A 21,296-nucleotide genomic window follows, 5' to 3' on the forward strand; every position below is an offset into this window, starting at 1 on the left:
AACTTGCACAGAAAGGAGGAAAATATGGAAATTTTTATGCTCGCCCTATGGGATGCGCGTTCTTTAAGCACATTCGCCAGCTCTTGCCCACGTTCTATCGCGCTGCGATAACCGGGTCAGAGCAAAGACACTCCTCCCTCTACAGCCTTTCCCGGCTTGTCGTTAGCGCTCCTGTTAACGCGGATGCTTGCATCCCGAACAAAGACAAGAGCCATGACTACCCTTATCTCGACACAAGCTTTACAGCTGGATACCCACGACGGTTTCCTGTTCAACGAACTCGCCTTTACCTTGCGCCAGGGCGACCACATCGGCCTGATCGGCCACAATGGCTGCGGCAAATCCACCTTGCTGGGTCTGCTCAGCGGCACGCGCGAAGCCTCGTCCGGCACCATTCATGTCGCCCGTGCCTGCCGCTTGCAGCACGTGGAGCAGCATTTGCCAGCCGAACTTGCCAGCCTGAGCCTGTACGACGCCTTGCTGGCGCCCGTGCTGGAGCAGCCGGAACTGCATTGGCGGGTCGACAGCCTGCTGGCCGAACTCGGTTTTGACCTGGACACGGCGCAAGTGCCCGTGCACTCGCTGTCCGGCGGCCAGCACACGCGGCTGCTGCTGGGCCGTGCCCTGCTGCAGGAGCCGAACGTGCTGCTGCTCGACGAACCGAGCAATCACCTGGACTTGCCTTCGCTGCTGTGGCTGGAGCAATTCTTGCTGGCCTGGCGCGGCGCCTTCATCCTCGTCTCGCACGACCAGCGCCTGCTCGACAACGTGGCTACGCGCAGCTGGATCTTGCGCGACAGCCGCCTCTACGACTTCGACTTGCCGTGCGGCCCCGCGCTGGCGGCGCTTGCCGAAGCGGATATGGCCGCTGCCGCCCGCCATGCGGCCGAGCAAAAGGAAATCGACCGCCTGTCGGCCAGCAGCGCCCGCCTGGCCCTGTGGGGCCGCACCTATGACAATGAAGACCTGGCGCGCAAGGCCAAGACCATGCAGCGGCGCATCGACAAACTGAAGGATGAACAGTCGTTCGTCAGCGATGGCGCACCCTGGCTTTTGCGCCTGCGCGGCAAGGCGCTGGCGGCCGACCAGTTGCTGGCGCTGGACGAACTCGATGTGCGCGCCGTGCCGACGTCACCCGTGCTGTTCCACGTCGGCCAGCTGTGGCTCAAACCGGGCGACCGCATCGCCTTGCTGGGCGCCAACGGCAGTGGCAAGTCGTCGCTGTTGCGCCTGTGCTGGCAAGCGATCCAGGCGCAGGAGGAACGCAGCGACCTGCGCTACCACCACGCCGCCAACATCGGTTACTACGACCAGTCGCTCAAGCAGCTGGCCGACGATGCGGATTTGTCCGACGCCCTGTACCCGTTTGCCGTGCAAAACGAGGCTGCGCGCAGCCAGGTGGCGCGCAAGCAAGCCTTGATTGCGGCTGGTTTCCCGTATGCGCGCCATGGCCAGACGGTGGCGACCCTGAGCGGCGGCGAGCGGGCGCGGCTGCTATTCCTGGGCTTGTCGCTGGCCAGCTACCACTTGCTGCTGCTGGACGAACCGAGCAACCACCTGGACATGCAGGGCAAGGCGGAACTGGGGCAAGCCTTGCGCGGCTTTGCCGGCGGCTGTTTATTGGTGTCGCACGACCGCGACCTGATCGAGACGGCTTGCAACCGGTTTTGGGTGGTGGCCGATGGCCAGCTGGAAGAGTGGCCCGATGCGGCCAGCGCGTATGCACGGCTGAGCGCCGAGGATGGGCCGGCGTTGATACCTGCGCCAAGAGTGGAGCAGGCGACCGCGGTACTGGCGGACATCGACGTGCAGCTGGAGCGCTTGTGTGAACTGGAGCAATTGCTGGCGGAAGACCTGGCGAGAAAGCCACGCCACCAGAAGCCGGCCAGCCAGCAGGCGTGGCTGGCGGAACTGGAACAGTTGAATCAAGCGCTGGGGATAACGTCGTAGTTATCCACTGGTAAGAAAATGGCGGACCAGTTGGTCCGCCATTTTTTAATTTCCCGTCGCCACAGGCCGCGCCGGATCGGCGCACCATTCGCTCCACGAGCCCGGATACAGGGCCGCGCCAGGCAGACCTGCCACTTCCAGGGCCAGCAGGTTATGGCAAGCCGTCACGCCGGAGCCGCACTGCAGGATGGTAGATTCAGCCGTACTGATCAGGCCCGCGAATTCCTGCTCCAGTTCTTTCGCGGATTTGAAGCGGCCATCCGCCTGCAGGTTGTCCTTGAAGAAACGGTTTTTCGCGCCGGGGATATGGCCGCCCACGGGGTCGATGGTTTCGTTTTCGCCGCGATACCGGTCGGGCGCGCGCGCGTCGATGACGGTCAAGGCCTGGGCTTCCAGGTTGGCGATGACGTCCTGCACGCTGACCGTGCGCGTCAGGCTGGCTTTCTCCGTCAGGGTGCCGACAGGGCGGGGTGCCAGGGGCGTGACCAGCGGCAAGCCTTGCGCCTGCCAGGCGGCCAGACCTCCGTCGAGCACGGCGACGGCAGGATGGCCGACCCAGCGCAGCAACCACCACACACGGGCCGCGAACATGCCGCCCTGGCCGTCATAAGCGACCACTTGCGTGTCGTCATCGATGCCCCAGCCGCGCAAGGTGGCCAGCAGGACGTTGCGCTCGGGCAAGGGGTGGCGGCCCGTAAATGCCGCACCGCGCGCCGTCTTCGGGCCGGACAGGGCCGTGTCGATATCGGCGAACTGCGCGTTCTGGATGTGGCCGGCGGCAAACGCATCGCTGCCGGCCGTCGGCTTGAGCAAGTCGTGGCGGCAATCGAGGATGACCCAGTTGCTGTCATTCAGGTGGTCGGCCAGTTCGCTGGCCTGGATCAAGGTGGTGTACATCAGGAATGCTCCTTTACACTTCGCTGGCGATGGGATCCGTGCGCGCGATCGCCGCGCCACGGGCCGTGTTGCGGGTATTGTAATAGGTGGCGGCGATGCCGGAGGCGAGAATGACGCCGATGCCGGCCCAGCCATGCCAGTCGAACAGGTCGCCAAAGATCACCACGCCCCAGAAGCTGGAAAAGACGATGCCCGTGTATTGCAAATTGGCAACTACCAGTGTCTTGCCCAGGCGATAGGCGCGCGTCATGGCCATCTGCGCCATGGTGGCGCACAGGCCGATGGCGGCCAGCAAGCCGATGCCATAGGCGCTTGTGTGCGCATGCCAGACGACGGGGCCGCCGCCGGCGCTGGCCACGTGGCCGATCACGCCGGCGAGGAAATTGACGACCGAGAAATAAAACACGACCCGGTATTCGGGTTCGCCCAGCAAGCCCAGCTTGCGCACCTGCAAATAGGCGAGGGCCGACAGCATGCCGGAAATCAAGGCCGTGATGGCGCCGGCCGCCTGGTCCGTCTCGAACACGGGCTGCAGCAGCAGGGTCACGCCGACAAAGCTCATGGCAATGGCCGCCACCAGCGGCCACTCGACTTGTTTTGTTGCCTTCCACCAGCCGCCAGCGAGCAGGATCACGGCGATCCAGATGGGCGCCATGTAATTGAGCGTCATGGCCGTGGCCAGCGGCAGGATGGCGATCGCATAAAACCACAGCCACAGGGCGATCACGCCCACCACGCCGCGCCACAGATGCTGGCCCGGCATCGTGGTTTTAAAGCTGCCGCCCTGGTACAAAATCGTGCAGCTCATGACGGTCATGCCGATGATGCCGCGGTACATGACGATTTCGGACGTCGAATACATCTCCGACGCCAGCTTGACGCACACGCCCATGATGGCAAACATGAAACTGGCGAATAACATCCAAAGCGATTGCATGAGTAAATCCTGGTAATGAAAATGAAAAAGGCCGCGCGAGGCGGCCCTTGAGGGAATTACAGTTCGATATTGTTGCGGTACCACTCGTGGAAGTGCTGCATGCCGTCTTCCATCGGCGACTGGTAAGGGCCCACTTCGTTCTCGCCGCGCGCCATCAGGGCCTTGCGGCCCGCATCCATGCGCAGGGCGATTTCATCGTCCTCGACGCAGGTTTCCATGTAGGCGGCCCGTTCCGCGTCGACGAAGTCGCGCTCGAACAGCACGATTTCCTCTGGATAATAGAACTCGACCACGTTGCGCGTCTTTTGCGGACCGTCGGGCCACAGGGTCGAGACGATCAGCACGTGTGGATACCATTCGACCATGATGTTCGGATACAGGGTCAGCCAGATGGCGCCATACGGTGGCGCTTCGCCGCCACGGAATTGCAGCACCTGCTCTTGCCATTTTTTATAGGCAGGCGAACCGGCCTGCTGCAAGCCGCGGTGCACGCCCACCGTTTGCACGCTGTAATCCTTGCCGAATTCCCAGCGCAGATCGTCGCAGCTGACGAAGCTGCCCAGACCCGGATGGAACGGTTCCACGTGATAGTCTTCCAGATAGACTTCGATGAAGGTCTTCCAGTTGTAGTCGCATTCGTGGATTTCCACGTGGTCGAACATATAGCCGGAAAAATCGAGGTCTTTCGAGACGGACAAATCTTTCAATTTTTCCATCACGTTGTAGCCATTTTGCTCGAACAGCAAGCCATTCCAGCTTTGCAGCGGCGTTTTCGACAGGTTCAGGCACGGCGTTTCGGGGAAATGCGGCGCGCCGATCAATTCACCCTTGAGGTCGTAGGTCCAGCGGTGCAACGGGCAGACGATATGGTTCGCATTGCCGCGGCCATTGAACATCAGCGCCTGCCGGTGACGGCACACGTTGGACAGCACTTCGATGCCATTGGCGTTGCGCACGAGCATGCGCCCTTCGTTCTCAGACGCCAGGGTCGCAAAATCGCCGGTTTCCGGCACCATCAGCTCGTGCCCGACATAGCGCGGGCCAGCCTGGAACAATTGCTGCATTTCACGCTGCAACAGCGTTTCGTCAAAATAGACGTGGACCGGAAGTTGCGCGTTTGAGCGCGCCAGCTTGGCGTGAGTAGCCAGATCGGACATCCCAACCCCCCATAAATGTACAACGGTCAGCAGTGCCCCAGGCCATTCCCTGGGCAACCGCTACAGAGAGAAAGAATCCGCAAAGACCTGAATTCAAATTTGTTGAAACGGTATTTCGGACAGAACCGGCGATTATAGCGCGTATCGGCCTCGGCATTGCCAAACCCCTTCGGCAAATAGGCTACTTTAATGATAAACATTGTCATTTACCGTGCAATTTCCGGCCGATGGGGGTGATTGCGCTAAAATTGACTGCCAAGCTGGTAACGTCTTCCCCTTTGAGCACGCCGATTGCGCTTTAGTTTTCACTTAATAGTGTGGTTTGTTCTAAAATAACGCTTCTATGCTGGCCGGGAGTCCCCGGCGTCTCCCTACATACCCCTCGTGCCACGAAGAGATCTGAGTCTATGTCGAAGAAATTAACTGCCGCTGCCGCAGCGCCGGCCTCGTTTGAAGAGGCGATGGCGGAACTGGCGCAGCTGGTAACGCAAATGGAAGCGGGCCAGTTGCCGCTGGAAGCATCGGTCGCGGCCTACCAGCGCGGCTCGGAACTGGTCAAGTATTGCGCTACCCAGCTCGACAGTGTCGAAGCGCAGGTGAAAGTATTGGAAGGCGATATGCTGAAACCGTTCGTCGATGCCGGCGAGGCCGCACTATGATGGCCAGTGTATCGCAAGACGGCGTGACCTTCGGCGACTGGATGCAAGCGACCCAGTCCGGCGTGGAAAGCCGGCTCGACCAGTTTCTGCCTGCACTTGACGCCGTACCGCACAAGCTGCACGCGGCCATGCGCTATGCGCTGCTCGGTGGCGGCAAGCGCGTGCGTCCGCTGCTGGTGATGGCGGCCGGTGAATTGTTTGATGCCGATCAAGATACCCTCGCGCGCGCCGCTTGCGCGCTGGAAATGATTCACGTGTATTCGCTCGTGCATGACGACATGCCGTGCATGGATGATGATGCCTTGCGCCGTGGCAAACCCACCGTGCACATCGCCTACGATGAAGCGACGGCCCTGCTGGTCGGCGACGCGCTGCAATCGCAAGCGTTCATGCTGCTGGCCGACGGCGCGGCGATTCCGCCCGCGCGGCAAATGGCCATGATCAAGCTGCTGGCGCACGCGTCTGGCTCAGCCGGCATGTGCGGCGGCCAGGCGATCGACCTCGACAGCGTCGGCCTGGCCTTGACCTTGCCGCAGCTGGAACAGATGCATCAACTGAAAACGGGCGCCTTGCTGCGCGCGGCCGTGATCCTGGGCGCGCTGGCCGGCAAGGACCTGGCGCCAGACGAGATGACGGCGCTGAACGCGTATGCGCGCGCCGTCGGCCTGGCGTTCCAGGTGGTCGACGACGTGCTCGACGCCACGGCCGATTCGGCCACCCTGGGCAAGACGGCGGGCAAGGATGCGGCGGCCAACAAGCCGACCTACGTATCGATACTGGGGCTGGAACCATCGAGAGCCCTGGCAGAACAATTGCGGTGCGACGCCCATGCGGCGCTGGCGCCATTCGGGGACAAGGCACGCCGTCTGCGCGAGCTGGCAGACCTGGTCGTGCAGCGGAAGGCATAAATGAAACTGTTAGAAACCATCAATGAACCAGCGCAAGTGCGCAAGCTGGCCCGCTCGCAACTGGTGCCGCTGGCGCAGGAATTGCGCAGCTTCCTGCTCGATTCCGTTTCCAAGACGGGCGGCCATTTGTCGTCCAACCTGGGCACGGTCGAGCTGACCGTCGCGCTGCACTATGTGTTCAACACGCCGCACGACCGCATCGTGTGGGACGTGGGCCACCAGACCTATTCGCACAAGATTTTGACGGGCCGGCGCGAGCGCATGCATACCCTGCGCCAGAAGGATGGCATTTCCGGCTTCCCGAAACGCGACGAAAGCGAGTACGACACCTTCGGCACGGCGCACTCGTCGACGTCGATCTCGGCCGCCCTTGGCATGGCGCAGGCGGCCAAGATCAAGGGCGACCCGCTGCACGCGATCGCCGTGATCGGCGACGGTTCGATGACCGCCGGCATGGCCTTCGAGGCGATGAACAATGCGGGCGTGCAGGAAGACGTCAACCTGCTGGTGATTTTGAACGACAACGACATGTCGATCTCGCCGCCCGTGGGCGCGTTGAACCGCCATCTGGCGCGCTTGATGTCGGGCCAGTTCTATGCGGCGGCGAAAAATGTCGGCAAATCCGTCTTGCCCGGCCCCGTGCTGGAACTGGCGAAGCGCTTCGAAGAGCATGCCAAGGGCATGGTCGTGCCCGCCACCATGTTCGAGGAATTCGGTTTTAACTATATCGGCCCCATCGATGGCCACGACCTCGATTCGCTGATCCCGACCTTGCAAAATATCAAGCAATTGAAGGGGCCGCAATTCCTGCACGTGGTCACCAAGAAGGGGCAAGGCTACAAGCTGGCCGAGGCGGAACCGATTTTGTACCACGGCACGCCGAAGTTCAATCCACTGGAAGGCATCAAGCCGGCCACGGCGCCGGGCAAGATGACGTACACGGATGTGTTCGGCAACTGGCTGTGCGACATGGCCGCGCACGACAAGCGCCTGGTGGGCATCACGCCGGCCATGCGCGAAGGCTCGGGCATGGTCAAGTTCGAACAGCAATTCCCGAACCGCTATTTCGACGTCGGCATCGCCGAGCAGCATTCCGTGACCTTCGGCGCGGGCCTGGCCTGTGAAGGCTTGAAACCCGTCGTGGCCATCTATTCCACGTTCCTGCAGCGCGCCTACGATCAATTGATCCACGACGTGGCGTTGCAAAACCTGGACGTGACGTTTGCGCTGGACCGCGCCGGCCTGGTGGGTGCCGATGGCGCCACGCACGCGGGCAACTATGACATGGCGTTCCTGCGCTGCATCCCGAACATGGTCATCATGGCCGCGTCCGACGAAAACGAATGCCGCCAGATGCTCACCACGGGCTACCACTATCCTGGCCCGGCCGCCATCCGCTATCCGCGCGGCGCCGGTGCCGGCGCGGCCATCGTGCCGGAACTCACCAGCATCGAGATCGGCAAGGGCGAGCTCAAGCGCCACGGCAAGCGCATCGCCATCCTGGCCTTCGGTTCCATGGTGGCTCATAGCGTGGCGGCGGGCGAGAAGCTCGACGCGACTGTTGCCAACATGCGCTTCGTCAAGCCGCTCGATGTGGCGCTGGTGAAACAGCTTGCCGCAGAACACGATTACCTGGTGACGGTGGAAGAGGGCTGCATCATGGGCGGCGCCGGTTCGGCCGTGGCCGAAGCGCTGGCAGCGGAAGGGATCGTCAAGCCGATTTTGATGCTGGGCTTGCCGGACGTCTTCATCGACCATGGCGACCCTGTGCAACTGCTGAAAAGCGTGGGCCTCGACGCAGCCGGCATCGCCGCTTCGATCGAGCAGCGTTTCCCGTCCGCAGGGCCGCGCCTGGCGATGGTCAGCTAAAAGCTCAAGCAAGATAACAGCGGCACTGCGGTGCCGTTTCGCCCGCAGGAATTTTACGCTGCACTGCAACATTTTTCGCCCGGGAATGCTACGATGACGCTTTGATACTTCTTCAAAGTCCACCTTGCATTTCAGGAAACTTCACCGCCGTACACGCGCACTGGCCGGCCGCTGGCTGACGGGCATGCACGCCTATACCGACAAGCTCGCGCAGCGCCGCCCCCTGTGGATGGTCAGCCTGGCCATCGATGAAACGAATCTGTCCGAGGGTCTGCGGGCCGCGTGCGCATCGAGCGCCATGCTGCTGCTGGGCCTGCTGTTCGACCACCCCGATTTTTCCTGGGCCGCCATCGGCGCCTTCTGGACTTGCCTGGCCGACGCGGCCGGCACGCGGCGCATGCGTTTCGTCTCGATGCTGGGCTTCGGCCTGCTGTCGACCGTGGCCGGCGGCCTGACGGCGCTGGCGGCCGGGCATGGCGTGGCGACGGCCGCCATCGCCGTGCTGCTGTTTTCCTGGGCCGGCGCGCTGGCGCGCATCTGGGGCGCGGCCACGGCGCAAGTGGCCATTTTGGCGGCCACGGCTTGCGTGGTGATGGTCACGCACCCGTTGGAATCGATGACGCAGACGGCGCCTTTCCTGGGGCTGTACCTGTTCGGCTGCCTGTTTGCCACGGTGCTCAGTTTTACCGTCTGGCGCATCCACCCGTTCAGCCCTGCCAGGCGCGCCATCCGCGCCGCGTATTCGCGCCTGGCCGGCATCGCGCGCGACAATGCGCGCTTCCTCGAACATGATGCCGCGCAGGCGGACGCCGCCGCGCATGGCGCCAGCTACCGTTCGCAGGCGCGCGCCGCGCTGGAAGCGGCGCGCGTGGCGCTGGCCGCCGTGCCGCCTGCGCGCGCGGGACGCAGCGCCCTGTACGACAACCTGCTGCTGGCGCTCAGCGACGCCGAGCGCATCTTCGCCTATTTAATTGCCGTCACGCATACGTGCGAGCGCGAGCAGCAGCGCCTGCGCCAGGACCCGCGCGCGCGGCGCAGCCTGGAAGTGATGGCCGTGCTGCTGCGCCGCCTGGGGCAGGCCGTGCAGCGCCAGCCGGAAACGCCGCCCCTGGAATTGCAGCGCCGCCTGGCGGGCTGCGGACGGCGCCTGGAAGCGGCGCTGGGCGCCTTGCTGCCACTGCGTCTGAATGTCGACTTCATGGAACTGGGCTTGCCGCGCGCGGCGCAGCTGGCGTGGCGCGAGGCGGCTTTCCTGGCGCTGGGGCAGGCGTGGCAGACGGCAAAAGTCAACGCCACGCCGCAATCGCTGAGCTGGCGCCATGCGGCGCGCGTGTCGCTGGCGACGACGGCCGGCTTCCTGCTGGTCGAGGCCTTGCATATTCCGTTCGGCTACTGGGCCACCATGGCGACGTTATTGATATTGCAGCCGTCCGTGTCGACCACCTGGCCGCGCGGCATTGAACGGGTCGCTGGCAGCGTGCTGGGCGCCGTGCTGGCCGTGCTGATCGGCCTGGTCATTTACACGCCGCTGGGCATCTCGCTGGTGGTGTTTCCGTTGATCGTCGCCACCATGGCGTTGCGCAGGGTCAGCTACAGCCTGCACGTGCTGTTCATGACACCCGCCTTCGTGCTGGTGGCCGACTATGCGGCGCCCGCCAGCGAGATGGTGTATGCGGTGAGTCGCCTGGGCAACAATGTGCTCGGCTGCATGCTGGCCTTGCTGGCCACGTTTTATCTGTGGCCCGACCGCGAAGCGGACGACCTCGACCAGCGCCTGGCAAAAGCCGTGTCGGCCAACCTGAAATATTTGCTGGCCGTGCTGGCGGCGGGTGGACGCTGGGATAGTGCGATTGCGCGCCTGCGCCGTGAGGCGGGGCTGGCCAGCAATAACGCCGAACAAGTGCTGCAGCGCCTGCGCATCGAGCGCCGCCTCGACCGCAGCGCCGGCGTGGGCCTGGCGGCGCTGCGCACCTTGCCGCTGCTGCGCCGCGTGGCGGGCAGCACGGCGCGCATCAGCCTGAGTCCCCAGGCCGAGCCGGCGCCGCCCGAGCTGCAGCAGTGGATTGCCGAGGTCAGTGCTGAAATGGATGCCTTGCTGCGCGGTGATTCCGGCACCCCGGCGCCCGGCCCCTGCATCAGCGAGGTCCTGACGCCGTTGCAGGCCGATGCCGTGACGCAGGTGCAGTTGTTGCGTGGCTTGCTGCGCGAGCATGTGCATGCGCAGCCGCCCAAGGTGGCGGTGCCCGCATAAGCGAGCGGCGTGGCGCAGATGCCACAGGCTGGCCGAAATTTTTACGCATGTCAAAAAAACAGCGCGTTTTGATCTTTCTGTCTTGTAAATGCGAATAGTAATAGTTATCATTTACAACTGGCAGCATGAGAAGACGACACTGGAGGATCAAGTGAAGGGCGGCATCATGAGACTGCCCCTTTCCCATCCGCAGTTGAAGGTTCTTCATGTCTTCCATTCTTACCCTGCGCCAATCCGTCCTGGCCATCGGCCTGGCCTTTGGCGCCAGCGTCGCCTCGCCCCTTGTTCTTGCCGCCGAAGCGGACGCCGATGAACCGGCACCGCAGGTGCTGCCCGAAGTGCGCTTGCAAGCCGAACGTGTTTCCGTGGGCGAACAACGCCTGGACAGGCGCCAGATCGAAGCGATGAAGGGCATCGACGGCAATGTCACGAGCTTGTTGCGCATCAATCCCAGCGTGCAATTCGATAACAAGCAGCAAGCGTCCGCCACCCAGGGCGAGCTGGCGCCGGCCGACATCAGCATCAATGGCGCCAAGTTCTACGACAATCTGTACCAGATGGATGGCATGTCGCTCAACAACGATATCGGCCCCGTCAGTAGTAATCCCGCCAGCAATACCACGCCACCGTCGGCCAGCCAGGGTTTTGCCGTCGATACCAGCCTACTGTGCGACGTGACGGTGCTCGACTCGAACATCGGCGCCGAGTATGGCCGCTTCAAGGGCGGCGTGGTGAAGGCCAACACTTGCGCGCCCACGCGCAAGCTGTCCGGCCAGGTTTCCGTGGAAAGCACGCGCTCGTCGTGGATGCAATACAAGCTCAACGATAGCCAGAAGGAAAGCGCCACCACGTCGACGACGGCGGCCTTGCAGCCCGAATTCGAGAAATGGACGTACCGTGCCGCGCTGCAGGGCAAGGTGACGGAGAATTTCAGCCTGATCGGCAGTTTTATCCGCAAGACGTCGGACATTCCCCTGAATGGCTACGGCAACCGTTTGCAAAGTGAAAGCGATGCCAACCGCAAGGTACAAAAGCGCAGCAGCGACAACGCCTTCGTGCGCGGTTTCTGGACCATCGGCCACGGCGTGCTGGCCGATTTCTCGCTCATGCATGCACCGGCCAGTGGCGACTATTTCATTGCCAATGCAAAAAACAGCACGTATCACCTGAAAAGCGGCGGCACGGGTGTCAACCTGGGCCTGACGCATCCCGTGGGATTGCTGGGCAATGCCAAGGCGGAGCACCGATTGAGCTGGAACAAGATGGACAGCTCGCGCGATGCCGATGCCAGCGTCTGGAAAGCCTGGCGCTACTCGAGTGGCAAGAACTGGGGCGTCAAAACGGGCACGGGTGCGACGGGCTGGGCCAGTAACGAGGGCGGCTGGGGCGACGTCGACCAGGAACAGGAAAATATCGCGTACCAGGGCAAGCTGAAGTGGGAGCCGCTTGATTTGCTGGGCATGTCGCATACTTTCGAGGCCGGTGTGGAACTGGACTATCAACACAGCAGCTATGTGCGCCACACGCAGTATGAGCAATACCAGGCATCGCTCAATACCAACACTTGCAATATGCCGGGTGGCGCGGTGGACACGCAATACTGCTCGCTGTCCAAGCCCTGGAATGCGGCGTCGAACGTGCGCGGCCAGTACCTGGCGCAGCGCATTATCTACTACGCGGGCGCCTATGAGCTGAACAACAAGATGCGCGGCGCCTTCCTGCAGGACGACGTCAGGCTGGGCGATGTGCGCCTGCGCCTGGGCGTGCGCTACGACAGCGACGAGCTGTCGCCGAAGTCCAGTATCGCGCCGCGCCTGTCGGCCTTCTGGGATGTGGCAGGCAAGGGCACGACACTGATCGAGGCAGGCGCCAACCGCTACTATGGCCGCAATTTCTTCGATTTCTATGCGCGTTCGAAACGCCTGGCACTGCAGACCGCTCCGCAAAATCGTACCTTGACGGGTGGCTTGCTGAAGGATTGGGCGGCGCCCGAGATGGCCACCAACTGGGCCTGGTACAAGACGGGCGAGATGAAGGTGCCGTACACGGATGAAAAAATGCTGGGCATCAGCCAGCAGTGGGCGGGCGTGAAGTGGAGCGCCAAGCGCGTGCTGCGCGAAGGCCGCGACGAGATGGTGCAGCATTTGTTGTCGCCGGCTAATTTCTATTGGGATAACGTGGGCCGCACGGACAGCAAGGTCTGGACGTTTGCCGCCGAAACGGCGCGTCCCCTGCGCTGGGGCGATACGGCCACGCACGTGCAGTTCGGCTACGACCGCACGCGCATCCACTCGTCGCACGCCGATTACGCGGATAGCCTGAGCGATCTTGCGGGCGACTTGAAAGACTATATCTATTACCAGGGCAAGTTCATGCGCTGGGTCGATCGTCCGGCGAATAATTACAACCGTCCCTGGACGGCGCGCCTGCTGCTGTCGACGGATATCCCCGCGTACCGCCTGAAAGTGGACAACTTCTTGCGCGTGCGGGGGCCGGAAACGGGCATGGCGGCGACGGGTGAGTCCAAGCTGTTCGACGGCGAGGTGGCCACCGTCTTCAAGGATATTACGGTGGGCAAGTCGATCACCTGGGACATGCGCGTGCAGTATGCGCTGCCGAAGACGGGCCCGGGCGAGGGCTTTGTGAACCTGGGGATCGAGAACGTGAGCAACCGCAGCAATCCCCTGTTCCAGTCGACGACCGAGGTCGTGTATGAAAAAGGCCGCCAGTTTACGCTGGAACTCGGCTACCGTTTCTAATCAACTCTTCGGCAGGCGCATGAATATGGCATCCCACCTGAAAAAAACCACCGTCGCCGTGGCCGCCTTGCTGGCGGGCGGCGCCTTGTTGCTCAGCCTCGATGGCCAGGCGCGCGAAGGCGCTCCATCCGCCGTTGAACCTTGCGTTGGCGCAAGCGGCTGGGACCTGGCCTGTCTGCGCCAGACGTATGCGCGGCCGATGGCCGGCTGGCCCCGGCCGCACCTGCCCGATGGCGTGACGGCTGCGGAAATGGCGCCCGTCTCCGCCATGCCCGTGCCCGTGCCGTCCTTGGCGCCGGCCGTCGTGGCGCTGGGGCAGCGCCTGTTCAACGACCCGCGATTGTCGCGTTCTAACGCTGTGGCTTGCCTCAGTTGCCACAGCCCCGCGCACAGCTTTGCCGACAGCAAGCCCGTTTCCGTCGGACACGAAGGGCGGCTGGGGCAGCGCAATACGCCGGGCTTGCTGGGCGTGGCGCAGATCAAGACGCTGTTCTGGGATGGCCGCGCCAGCACCCTGGAAGAGCAGGCGCTGGGGCCCTTGCAGCATGCCGACGAGATGGCCATGGACGTGCCGGCCCTGGCGGCCAAGCTGGCCGCGCTCGATGATTACACGGCGCAGTTCGATGCGGCTTTTGGCCAGGGCGCCGGCGTGACCCTGCCGCGCATCCTGACGGCGCTGGCCGATTATCAGCGCACGGTGCTGCCGCCCGTCACGCGTTTCGATACCTTCCTGGAGGGCGAGCGCACGGCCCTGAACGACCGTGAGCTGCTGGGCCTGCATCTGTTCCGCACCAAGGCGCGCTGCATGACGTGCCACAGCGGTGCCTTGCTGACGGACCAGCAATTCCATAACCTGGGGCTGACGTATTACGGCCGCAAGAAATATGAAGACCTGGGGCGCTATCTGGTGACGGGCAAGGATGGGGACGTGGGCAAGTTCCGCACGCCGGGCTTGCGCGGCGTGGCGCAATCGGGGCCGTGGATGCACAACGGCCTGTTTCCGCAGATGGTGGGCTTGCTGAACATGTATAACGCGGGCATGTCGCGCCCCGTGCCGCGCAACGCACAGCAGGCGGCCGATCCGAAGTTTCCCGTCACCTCGCCCCTGCTGCGACCGCTGCAGCTGACGTCGGACGAAATCATCGCCTTGAAGTCCTTCCTGGAAGTGCTGTAGGCGCGGCGCATCATGCCGGTCCGTGATCATCTGTCACTGCCTGTTTTATCCTCTGGTGCGGTCATGCCGCCACAGCACGTCGCTGCCGCCGGCAAAGCGGTTCAGCACGCGCGACAGCACGAACAACAGGTCCGACAGGCGGTTCACGTACTGGCGCGGATGCTCATGGAGGGGTTCCGCATTGGCCAGGGCGACGATGCTGCGCTCGGCGCGGCGGCACACGGTGCGGCATACATGCGCCAGCGAGGCGGCGCGCGAACCGGCCGGCAGGATGAATTCACTCAAGGCGGGCAAGTCCGCATTGTATTTCGCCAGTAAGTCATCGAGGCGCAGCACATGCTCTTCCTTGATCAGCTGGTAGCCGGGGATGCAGATTTCCCCGCCCAGGTCGAACAGATCGTGCTGGATGGCCACCAGTTCGTCGCGCAAGGCGTCGGGCATGGCTTCGCACAGCAGCAAGCCGATATTGGAATTGAGTTCGTCCACGTCGCCCATGGCGTGGATGCGGGCGCTGTCCTTGCTGGTGCGGCTGCCGTCGCCCAGGCCGGTGCTGCCATTGTCGCCCGTGCGCGTGGCGATTTTCGAGAGTCGGTTACCCATGATGTTGATCCTGTCAATGAAGAATGGGGGCAGCATACGACACTGCGTGCCGCCTGGCTGCGGATTTGGCTTCGAAATGGACAAAAAATGCGCTGCGCGCCACTTTTGTGCTTACAATCGTTGCACGCCCATGCCCTTTCCCCCCATCTTATGCTCAATGCTGCCCCTGAACCTGGATTGACCGCCGCGCGCCAGCAAGCCGTCGTCGCGGCCCTGCTGGCCGTGCTGCCGGCCCGCTGCGTGCTGTCCGACGCCGAAGATACGCGCCCGTACGAATGCGACGGCCTGGCCGCCTACCGCCAGCTGCCGATGGTGGTCACCCTGCCCGATACGGAAGAACAGGTCATCGCCATCCTCGGCGTCTGCCGGGAACTGAAGGTGCCGATCGTGCCGCGCGGCGCTGGCACGGGCTTGTCGGGTGGCGCCTTGCCGATTGCCGACGGCGTGGTGCTGTCGACGGCGCGCCTGAACCGCATCGTGCGCCTCGATGCGTATGCACGCATCGCCGTGGTGCAGCCGGGCGTGCGCAACCTGGCCATTTCCGAAGCGGCGGCGCCCCACGCGCTGTACTACGCGCCCGATCCATCGTCGCAGATCGCCTGCAGCATCGGCGGCAACGTGGCGGAAAACTCGGGCGGCGTGCATTGCCTGAAATACGGCCTGACCGTGCACAATGTGCTGCGCGTGCGCATCGTCACCATCGATGGCGACGTGCTGGAGCTGGGTGGCGAATGCCTCGACGCTCCGGGCCTCGACCTGCTGGCCGTCTTCATCGGCTCCGAAGGCATGCTGGGCATCGTCACGGAAGTGACCGTGAAACTGATCCCGAAACCGGCGACGGCCAGAGTCATCATGGCCTCCTTTGACGATGTCGTCACGGGCGGCAATGCCGTGGCCAACGTGATTGCCGCCGGCATCATCCCGGCCGGCCTGGAAATGATGGACCAGACCTCGTCGCGCATGGTCGAACCGTTCGTCAAGGCCGGCTATGACATCGATGCAGCCGCCATTTTGCTGTGCGAAGCGGACGGCACGCACGAGGAAGTGGAAGAGGAAATCGCCCGCATGACGGCCGTGCTGGAAGGGGCGGGCGCCAGCGCGATTGCCGTGTCGCAGTCGGAAGCTGAGCGCATGAAGTTCTGGTCCGGCCGCAAGAATGCGTTTCCCGCCGCCGGACGCATCTCGCCCGACTACTACTGCATGGACGGCACCATCCCGAGAAAAAAACTGGCGCAAGTCCTGACGGGCATCGCCGCCATGGAAACGACGCATGGCTTGCGCTGCGCGAATGTGTTCCACGCGGGCGACGGCAATCTGCATCCGCTGATCCTGTTCGATGCCAACAAGCCTGGTGAATTCGAGCGCGCCGAAGCGTTTGGCGCGGACATTTTGGCCCTGTGCGTGGCCGTCGGCGGCACCATCACGGGCGAGCATGGCGTGGGCATGGAAAAGATCAATTCCATGTGCGTGCAGTTTACGCGCGCCGAACTCGATGCCTTCTTTGCCGTCAAGCGCGCCTTTGACCCGCATACTCTGCTGAACCCGGACAAGGCGATCCCCACCTTGAACCGCTGCGCCGAATTCGGCAAGATGCATGTGACGGCAGGGCGCCTGCCATTCGCCAACCTGCCCCGTTTTTAACCACCGGAGACTCTTTTGCAAGCGATAGTGGAACAATTCAGGCAGGCCATCCTGGCAGCCAGTGCGGCGGGCAAACCCTTGCGCCTGCGCGGCGGCGGCACGAAAGACTGGTATGGCCAGCAGCTCGAAGGCGAGGTGCTCGACACGCGCGCCTATGCGGGCATCATCGACTATGAACCGACGGAGCTGGTGATCACGGCCCGCTGCGGCACGCCGCTCGCGGACGTCGAGGCGGCGCTGGCCGCGCGCAAGCAGATGCTGGCGTTCGAGCCGCCGCATTTCGGCGCTGGCGCCACCGTGGGCGGCGTCGTCGCCAGCGCCTTGTCCGGCCCGCGCCGCGCCAGCGCGGGTGCGCTGCGTGATTTCGTGCTGGGCGCCGTGCTGATGGACGGTCACGGCGAGCGCCTGGCCTTCGGCGGGCAAGTCATGAAAAACGTGGCCGGCTACGATGTCTCGCGCCTGCTGGCGGGGTCCCTGGGTACCCTGGGCCTGATCCTGGACGTGTCGCTGAAGGTATTGCCCTTGCCGCTGCGCGAAGCGACGTTGCGCGTGGCGTGCGCGGAAATCGCCGCCTTGCGCATGCTCAATGAGTGGGCGGGCAAGCCGCTGCCGATATCGGCCAGCTGCTGGCATGACGGCATCTTGAGCGTGCGCCTGTCCGGCGCCGAGGCGGCCGTGTCGGCGGCGCTGCAATCATTGAAAGGCGAACTGCTGGCAGACGATGAGGCGGCCGCCTTCTGGCTGGCCGTGCGCGAACAGACGCACGCTTTCTTTGCGGGCGCGGGCAGCTTGTGGCGATTATCTCTGCCGCCGCACGCCAGCGCCGTGATTTTGAAAGGGCGCCAGCTGATCGAGTGGGGCGGCGCGCAGCGCTGGCTCAAGCTCGATGGCGACGCCGATGCCGATGGCGCCCGGCACATCCGCCAGGCCGTGGCAGCGCTTGGGGGCCACGCCACCCTGTTCCGCGGCGGCGACAAGGCGGTGGGCGTGTTCCACCCGCTGGCGCCCGCCATCGCCACCATCCACCAGCGCCTGCGGCAGGCTTTCGACCCTGCCGGCATCTTCAACCCGCACAGAATGACTTGAGCGCATGCAAACCAATCTCGCCGATTTCATCAAGAATACGCCGGCAGGCGACGAAGCCGAAGCCATTCTGCGCGCCTGCGTGCATTGCGGCTTTTGCACGGCCACCTGTCCCACCTACCAGCTGCTGGGCGACGAGCTCGATGGCCCGCGCGGACGCATCTATTTGATCAAGCAAGTGCTCGAAGGCGCGCCCGTTACGGCCAAGACGCAGACGCACCTGGACCGCTGCCTGACCTGCCGCAACTGCGAGTCGACCTGTCCCTCGGGGGTGCAGTACGGGCGCCTGGTCGACATCGGCCGCAACGTCGTGGGACAGCGCGTGCAGCGCCCCTTGCGCGAACGCGCCTTGCGCTTCGCCCTGAAGGAAGCCTTGCCGCGCCGCTGGCTGTTTACGCCCGTGTACAAGGTGGGGCAGGCGCTGCGGCCCTTGCTGTCAAAAGGCTTGCAGGATAAATTGCGCCCCGGCGCCGCTGCCGGTGCCTGGCCCGCGCGCCAGCATGCGCGCAGCATGCTGCTGCTCGATGGCTGCGTGCAGCCGGCCATGTCGCCCAACATCAACGCGGCCACGGCGCGCGTGTTTGACGCGCTGGGCGTGCAATTGATCGTCGCGCCGAAGGCCGGTTGCTGCGGCGCGCTGCGCCATCACCTGAACGACCAGGACGCGGCGCTGGACGACATGCGCCGCAATATCGACGCCTGGTGGCCGTATGTCGACAGCGCCGAAGCCATCGTCATGACGGCCTCCGGCTGCGGCGCCACGGTGAAGGAATACGGCCACCTGCTGGCGCACGACGCGCAGTATGCGGACAAGGCGCGGCGCATCGCCGCACTGACGCGCGATCTGTCCGAGATCATGCCGGCGTTTGAAAACGAGCTGGTGGCGCTGCTGCAAGGGCGCATCGGCAAAAAAGTCGCGTATCACCCGCCGTGCACCCTGCAGCACGGCCAGCAAATCCGCGGCAAGGTGGAGCAGGTCTTGCGCGCCGTCGGCGTCGACGTGCGCCTGTGCGCCGACAGCCATTTGTGCTGCGGTTCGGCGGGCACGTATTCGATTTTGCAGCCGGCCCTGTCGCAGCAGCTGCGCGACAACAAGGTGGCCAACCTGGAAGCGTGCGAACCCGATGAAATTGTGTCGGCCAATATCGGCTGCCTGAGCCACCTGCAGTCGGGCACCGAGACGCCCGTGCGGCACTGGATCGAGCTGATCGACTCCGCTTTGCCCCAGGTCAGATAGACACTTCGCTATATTGCGCGGTTTTCCATTGCGGCGCCGGGATGAAATTGTTCGCCCACTCCAGCACGGCGTCGGCCGGCATGGGGCGGGCGATGCCGTAGCCTTGCGCCAGGTCGCAGCCCAGCTGGATCAGGCGCGCGCCATGTTCGACGCTTTCCACGCCTTCGGCAATCACCGTCAAGCTGAATGAACGGGCCAGGCCGATGACGGCGCGCACCAGGTGCAGGTCGTCGCGGTCGTTGAGCATGTTGCGCACGAAGCTTTGGTCGATCTTGACGATGTTCGCCGGCAGGCGCTTCAAATACGACATCGACGAGTAGCCGGTGCCGAAATCGTCGAGCGCGAACGTGATGCCCAGCGCCTGGCAGGCGCGGATGATGCGGCGCACGTCCTCGATGTCGTGCAGGGCCGACGATTCGAGGATTTCCAGTTCCAGCATGCTGGCGCGCACGCCGGGAAATTCGCCGAGGATGGTTTCCAGGCGCGAGACGAAATCGGCTTGCTGGAAGTGGCGCGCCGCGATGTTGACGCTGACCACCCAGTGCTTGCCGACTGCACTCCAGCGCTGCATCTGCCACAGGGCCTGGCGCAGCACCCATTCGCCGATGTCGATGATCAGATCCGTCTGCTCCACCAGCGGCAGGAATTGCGCCGGTGCCAGCACGCCGCGGCGCGGATGCTGCCAGCGCAGCAGCGCTTCCATGCCCACCACCGTGCCGGCGCGCATGTTCACCTTAGGCTGGTAGTACAGCCGCAGTTCGCCGTTGATCAGGGCGTGGCGCACTTCCGTGCGCTGGTTGTGGTGGGTGCGCACTTCTTCATCGAGGTTGGTGTCGAAGAAGTGATACTGGTTGCGCCCCGTCAGTTTCGCCTGGTAGACGGCGTGGTCGGCGTGGCGCAGCAGGCTTTCCGTATTCAAGTCCTTGCCCGCATAGACGGCGATACCGGCGCTGGCCGTCATGTGCAGCGCCTGCTGGTCGCACTGGTAGGGGCGGCTCAGTTCCTGCATCAATTGGGTGACGTTCTGTTCGATGCTGGCGATATTGGCCTGGCCGCACAGCAGCATGACGAATTCATCGCCGCCCAGGCGCGCCGCGTAGTGGACCTGGCCCGTAAAGCCGTGCAGACGGCCCGCCACCTGCTTGAGGATTTCATCGCCCGCTTCGGCGCCGTAGCGGTCGTTGATGGCCTGAAAGTGGTCGAGGTCGAACAGGCAGACGGCCAGCAGGCGCTGGCGTTCGCGCGCCAGGAACAGTTCCTGTTCGAAGCGGGCGGCCAGCGCGGCACGGTTGGGCAAGCCCGTCAGCACATCATTATAGTTTTGCCATGACAGTTTTTGCAGCGCCTGCTGCATGTGCACGGTTTCGTTCAGCTGCTCGCCCAGCTGGCGCTGGCTGGTCTTCAGCGAGGAAAACAGTTCTTCGACATCGCCGGCCATGCTGTTGAACGAGTGCGACACGGCTTGCGCTTCGGGTGTGGCGCCAGCGGCCAGGCGCACGGCGAAGTCGCCTTCGCGGAAGCGGTCGGTCGCTTGCACCAGCCGCCCCAGCAGCCGGCGGTGCATGGCCAGGATCAAGCCCAGCAAGAGGAAGACCAGCACGATATTGATGGTGCTGAGAACGGCCTGTTCGCGCACCCGCAGCCATACCTGCGCCAGGGGCAGTCCTGGCGTGTAGTGCAGGGCGAGGATGCCGTCGCCGCCGTCCGGCAGCGCCACCGTCAGTCGGCTGCGGATGGCCGTGATGCCGGCCAGGCGCCGGAACCACGCGGGCACGTCGTCGGCCACAGTATCGGCACGCTGCTGGTCGGCCTGCACCTCGACATGCCCGCCAGCCGTGTCCCAGCGCGCGGAAACGAGGCTGCGGTTCAGCGGCAGGGCGCCGCGCAGCACCTGGCGCACGCTGTCTTGCATCGCGTGACTGTCCGTGTGGACGGTCAGCGGCAGCACGCTATTGGCCAGGAACAGGTCGAGTTGCCGCGCATCGCTCTGGTAGCGCGCATTGGCCAGTGCCGTTTCCGTACCGAGCAGGGCGTGATAGCGAACGGCGGAAACGGCGAGTATCAGGAAGAAAATAGGAATGAAGAGGCGGGGATAAATGCCCATCCGCATCCATGAAGATATTATTTTCCCAAAGACTGGCATCGTTTTTTTGATCGATATCTGCGAATAATTA

15 protein-coding genes are annotated in these 21,296 nt (G+C 63.8%); 10 read left to right on the forward strand and 5 right to left on the reverse strand.

Translation table 11 applies throughout. The annotated features are described in order from the left end of the window. Positions 1-213 precede the first annotated feature (213 nt). Positions 214-1,950 carry an ABC-F family ATP-binding cassette domain-containing protein gene (locus CLU91_RS20325; RefSeq protein ID WP_100875575.1) on the forward strand — a complete coding sequence of 579 codons (1,737 nt, stop codon included), beginning with the start codon at positions 214-216 and terminating at the stop codon, positions 1,948-1,950. 45 nt (positions 1,951-1,995) lie between these two features. Here CLU91_RS20325 and CLU91_RS20330 read toward each other — a convergent pair whose 3' ends face one another. From CLU91_RS20330 to CLU91_RS20340, 3 genes are read right to left on the reverse strand one after another with little or no spacing between them, the layout of a single operon-like run. Beyond that, positions 1,996-2,847: a sulfurtransferase gene (locus tag CLU91_RS20330; protein WP_100875576.1), complete on the reverse strand. Its 852-nt coding sequence runs from the start codon at positions 2,845-2,847 to the stop codon at positions 1,996-1,998. A gap of 13 nt (positions 2,848-2,860) precedes the next feature. After that, positions 2,861-3,784 carry a DMT family transporter gene (locus CLU91_RS20335; RefSeq protein ID WP_100875577.1) on the reverse strand — a complete coding sequence of 308 codons (924 nt, stop codon included), beginning with the start codon at positions 3,782-3,784 and terminating at the stop codon, positions 2,861-2,863. Between the two features lie 56 nt (positions 3,785-3,840). Further along, the gene (locus CLU91_RS20340) at positions 3,841-4,941 is read right to left on the reverse strand and encodes an aromatic ring-hydroxylating oxygenase subunit alpha (protein WP_100875578.1); all 1,101 of its coding nucleotides are present in this window, start codon (positions 4,939-4,941) and stop codon (positions 3,841-3,843) included. A gap of 407 nt (positions 4,942-5,348) precedes the next feature. Here CLU91_RS20340 and CLU91_RS20345 point away from each other — a divergent pair, with 407 nt between their 5' ends. The 6 genes from CLU91_RS20345 (at position 5,349) to CLU91_RS20370 (ending at position 14,561) form a co-directional block, all read left to right on the forward strand. Next, complete coding sequence (locus CLU91_RS20345) at positions 5,349-5,600, forward strand: exodeoxyribonuclease VII small subunit (RefSeq protein WP_010394784.1); 252 nt, start codon at positions 5,349-5,351, stop codon at positions 5,598-5,600. Continuing rightward, positions 5,597-6,508: a polyprenyl synthetase family protein gene (locus CLU91_RS20350; protein ID WP_442906571.1), complete on the forward strand. Its 912-nt coding sequence runs from the start codon at positions 5,597-5,599 to the stop codon at positions 6,506-6,508. Before CLU91_RS20345 ends, CLU91_RS20350 begins: the two co-directional genes overlap by 4 nt. Beyond that, a complete protein-coding gene (gene dxs / locus CLU91_RS20355) occupies positions 6,509-8,377 on the forward strand; it encodes a 1-deoxy-D-xylulose-5-phosphate synthase (protein WP_100875579.1) in 1,869 nt (622 codons plus the stop codon). 184 nt (positions 8,378-8,561) lie between these two features. Continuing rightward, entirely contained in the window at positions 8,562-10,628 is a 2,067-nt protein-coding gene (locus CLU91_RS20360; protein WP_100876832.1) for an FUSC family protein, read from the forward strand. Between the two features lie 206 nt (positions 10,629-10,834). Then, entirely contained in the window at positions 10,835-13,387 is a 2,553-nt protein-coding gene (locus tag CLU91_RS20365) for a TonB-dependent receptor plug domain-containing protein (protein WP_100875580.1), read from the forward strand. Positions 13,388-13,406: 19 nt separating this feature from the next. Further along, positions 13,407-14,561, forward strand: coding sequence for a cytochrome-c peroxidase (locus CLU91_RS20370; RefSeq protein WP_232730816.1), 1,155 nt, complete (start codon positions 13,407-13,409; stop codon positions 14,559-14,561). Between the two features lie 45 nt (positions 14,562-14,606). Here the strand turns inward: CLU91_RS20370 and CLU91_RS20375 are convergent, their stop codons facing one another. Beyond that, complete coding sequence (locus tag CLU91_RS20375) at positions 14,607-15,161, reverse strand: cob(I)yrinic acid a,c-diamide adenosyltransferase (protein WP_070222612.1); 555 nt, start codon at positions 15,159-15,161, stop codon at positions 14,607-14,609. Positions 15,162-15,311: 150 nt separating this feature from the next. On the opposite strand from CLU91_RS20375, the gene CLU91_RS20380 reads away from it, so the two are divergent. The 3 genes from CLU91_RS20380 to glcF are packed head-to-tail and all read left to right on the forward strand — an operon-like array spanning position 15,312 to position 19,122. Then, complete coding sequence (locus CLU91_RS20380) at positions 15,312-16,802, forward strand: FAD-linked oxidase C-terminal domain-containing protein (protein ID WP_100875581.1); 1,491 nt, start codon at positions 15,312-15,314, stop codon at positions 16,800-16,802. Between the two features lie 15 nt (positions 16,803-16,817). After that, positions 16,818-17,888 (forward strand): glycolate oxidase subunit GlcE, encoded by a 1,071-nt coding sequence (gene glcE / locus CLU91_RS20385; RefSeq protein ID WP_100875582.1) that lies wholly within the window; start codon positions 16,818-16,820, stop codon positions 17,886-17,888. Positions 17,889-17,892: 4 nt separating this feature from the next. Continuing rightward, positions 17,893-19,122 (forward strand): glycolate oxidase subunit GlcF, encoded by a 1,230-nt coding sequence (gene glcF, locus CLU91_RS20390; RefSeq protein ID WP_100875583.1) that lies wholly within the window; start codon positions 17,893-17,895, stop codon positions 19,120-19,122. Here the strand turns inward: glcF and CLU91_RS20395 are convergent. Further along, positions 19,115-21,226 (reverse strand): putative bifunctional diguanylate cyclase/phosphodiesterase, encoded by a 2,112-nt coding sequence (locus CLU91_RS20395; protein ID WP_100875584.1) that lies wholly within the window; start codon positions 21,224-21,226, stop codon positions 19,115-19,117. The two genes, glcF and CLU91_RS20395, sit on opposite strands and share 8 nt — an antisense overlap. Positions 21,227-21,296: the final 70 nt, after the last annotated feature.

Origin of the sequence: Janthinobacterium sp. 64, assembly GCF_002813325.1 — a bacterium.
Lineage (GTDB): Bacteria > Pseudomonadota > Gammaproteobacteria > Burkholderiales > Burkholderiaceae_D > Janthinobacterium.

Bases quoted from the DNA above. Each gene is read 5' to 3' on its own strand.
- CLU91_RS20375 (WP_070222612.1), bottom strand. From the start codon at position 15,161: ATGGGTAACCGACTCTCGAAAATCGCCACGCGCACGGGCGACAATGGC.
- dxs (WP_100875579.1), top strand. From the start codon at position 6,509: ATGAAACTGTTAGAAACCATCAATGAACCAGCGCAAGTGCGCAAGCTG.
- CLU91_RS20325 (WP_100875575.1), top strand. From the start codon at position 214: ATGACTACCCTTATCTCGACACAAGCTTTACAGCTGGATACCCACGAC.
- CLU91_RS20335 (WP_100875577.1), bottom strand. From the start codon at position 3,784: ATGCAATCGCTTTGGATGTTATTCGCCAGTTTCATGTTTGCCATCATG.
- CLU91_RS20360 (WP_100876832.1), top strand. From the start codon at position 8,562: ATGCACGCCTATACCGACAAGCTCGCGCAGCGCCGCCCCCTGTGGATG.
- glcF (WP_100875583.1), top strand. From the start codon at position 17,893: ATGCAAACCAATCTCGCCGATTTCATCAAGAATACGCCGGCAGGCGAC.
- CLU91_RS20370 (WP_232730816.1), top strand. From the start codon at position 13,407: ATGAATATGGCATCCCACCTGAAAAAAACCACCGTCGCCGTGGCCGCC.
- CLU91_RS20345 (WP_010394784.1), top strand. From the start codon at position 5,349: ATGTCGAAGAAATTAACTGCCGCTGCCGCAGCGCCGGCCTCGTTTGAA.
- CLU91_RS20350 (WP_442906571.1), top strand. From the start codon at position 5,597: ATGATGGCCAGTGTATCGCAAGACGGCGTGACCTTCGGCGACTGGATG.
- CLU91_RS20365 (WP_100875580.1), top strand. From the start codon at position 10,835: ATGTCTTCCATTCTTACCCTGCGCCAATCCGTCCTGGCCATCGGCCTG.
- CLU91_RS20340 (WP_100875578.1), bottom strand. From the start codon at position 4,941: ATGTCCGATCTGGCTACTCACGCCAAGCTGGCGCGCTCAAACGCGCAA.
- CLU91_RS20330 (WP_100875576.1), bottom strand. From the start codon at position 2,847: ATGTACACCACCTTGATCCAGGCCAGCGAACTGGCCGACCACCTGAAT.
- CLU91_RS20395 (WP_100875584.1), bottom strand. From the start codon at position 21,226: ATGGGCATTTATCCCCGCCTCTTCATTCCTATTTTCTTCCTGATACTC.
- CLU91_RS20380 (WP_100875581.1), top strand. From the start codon at position 15,312: ATGCTCAATGCTGCCCCTGAACCTGGATTGACCGCCGCGCGCCAGCAA.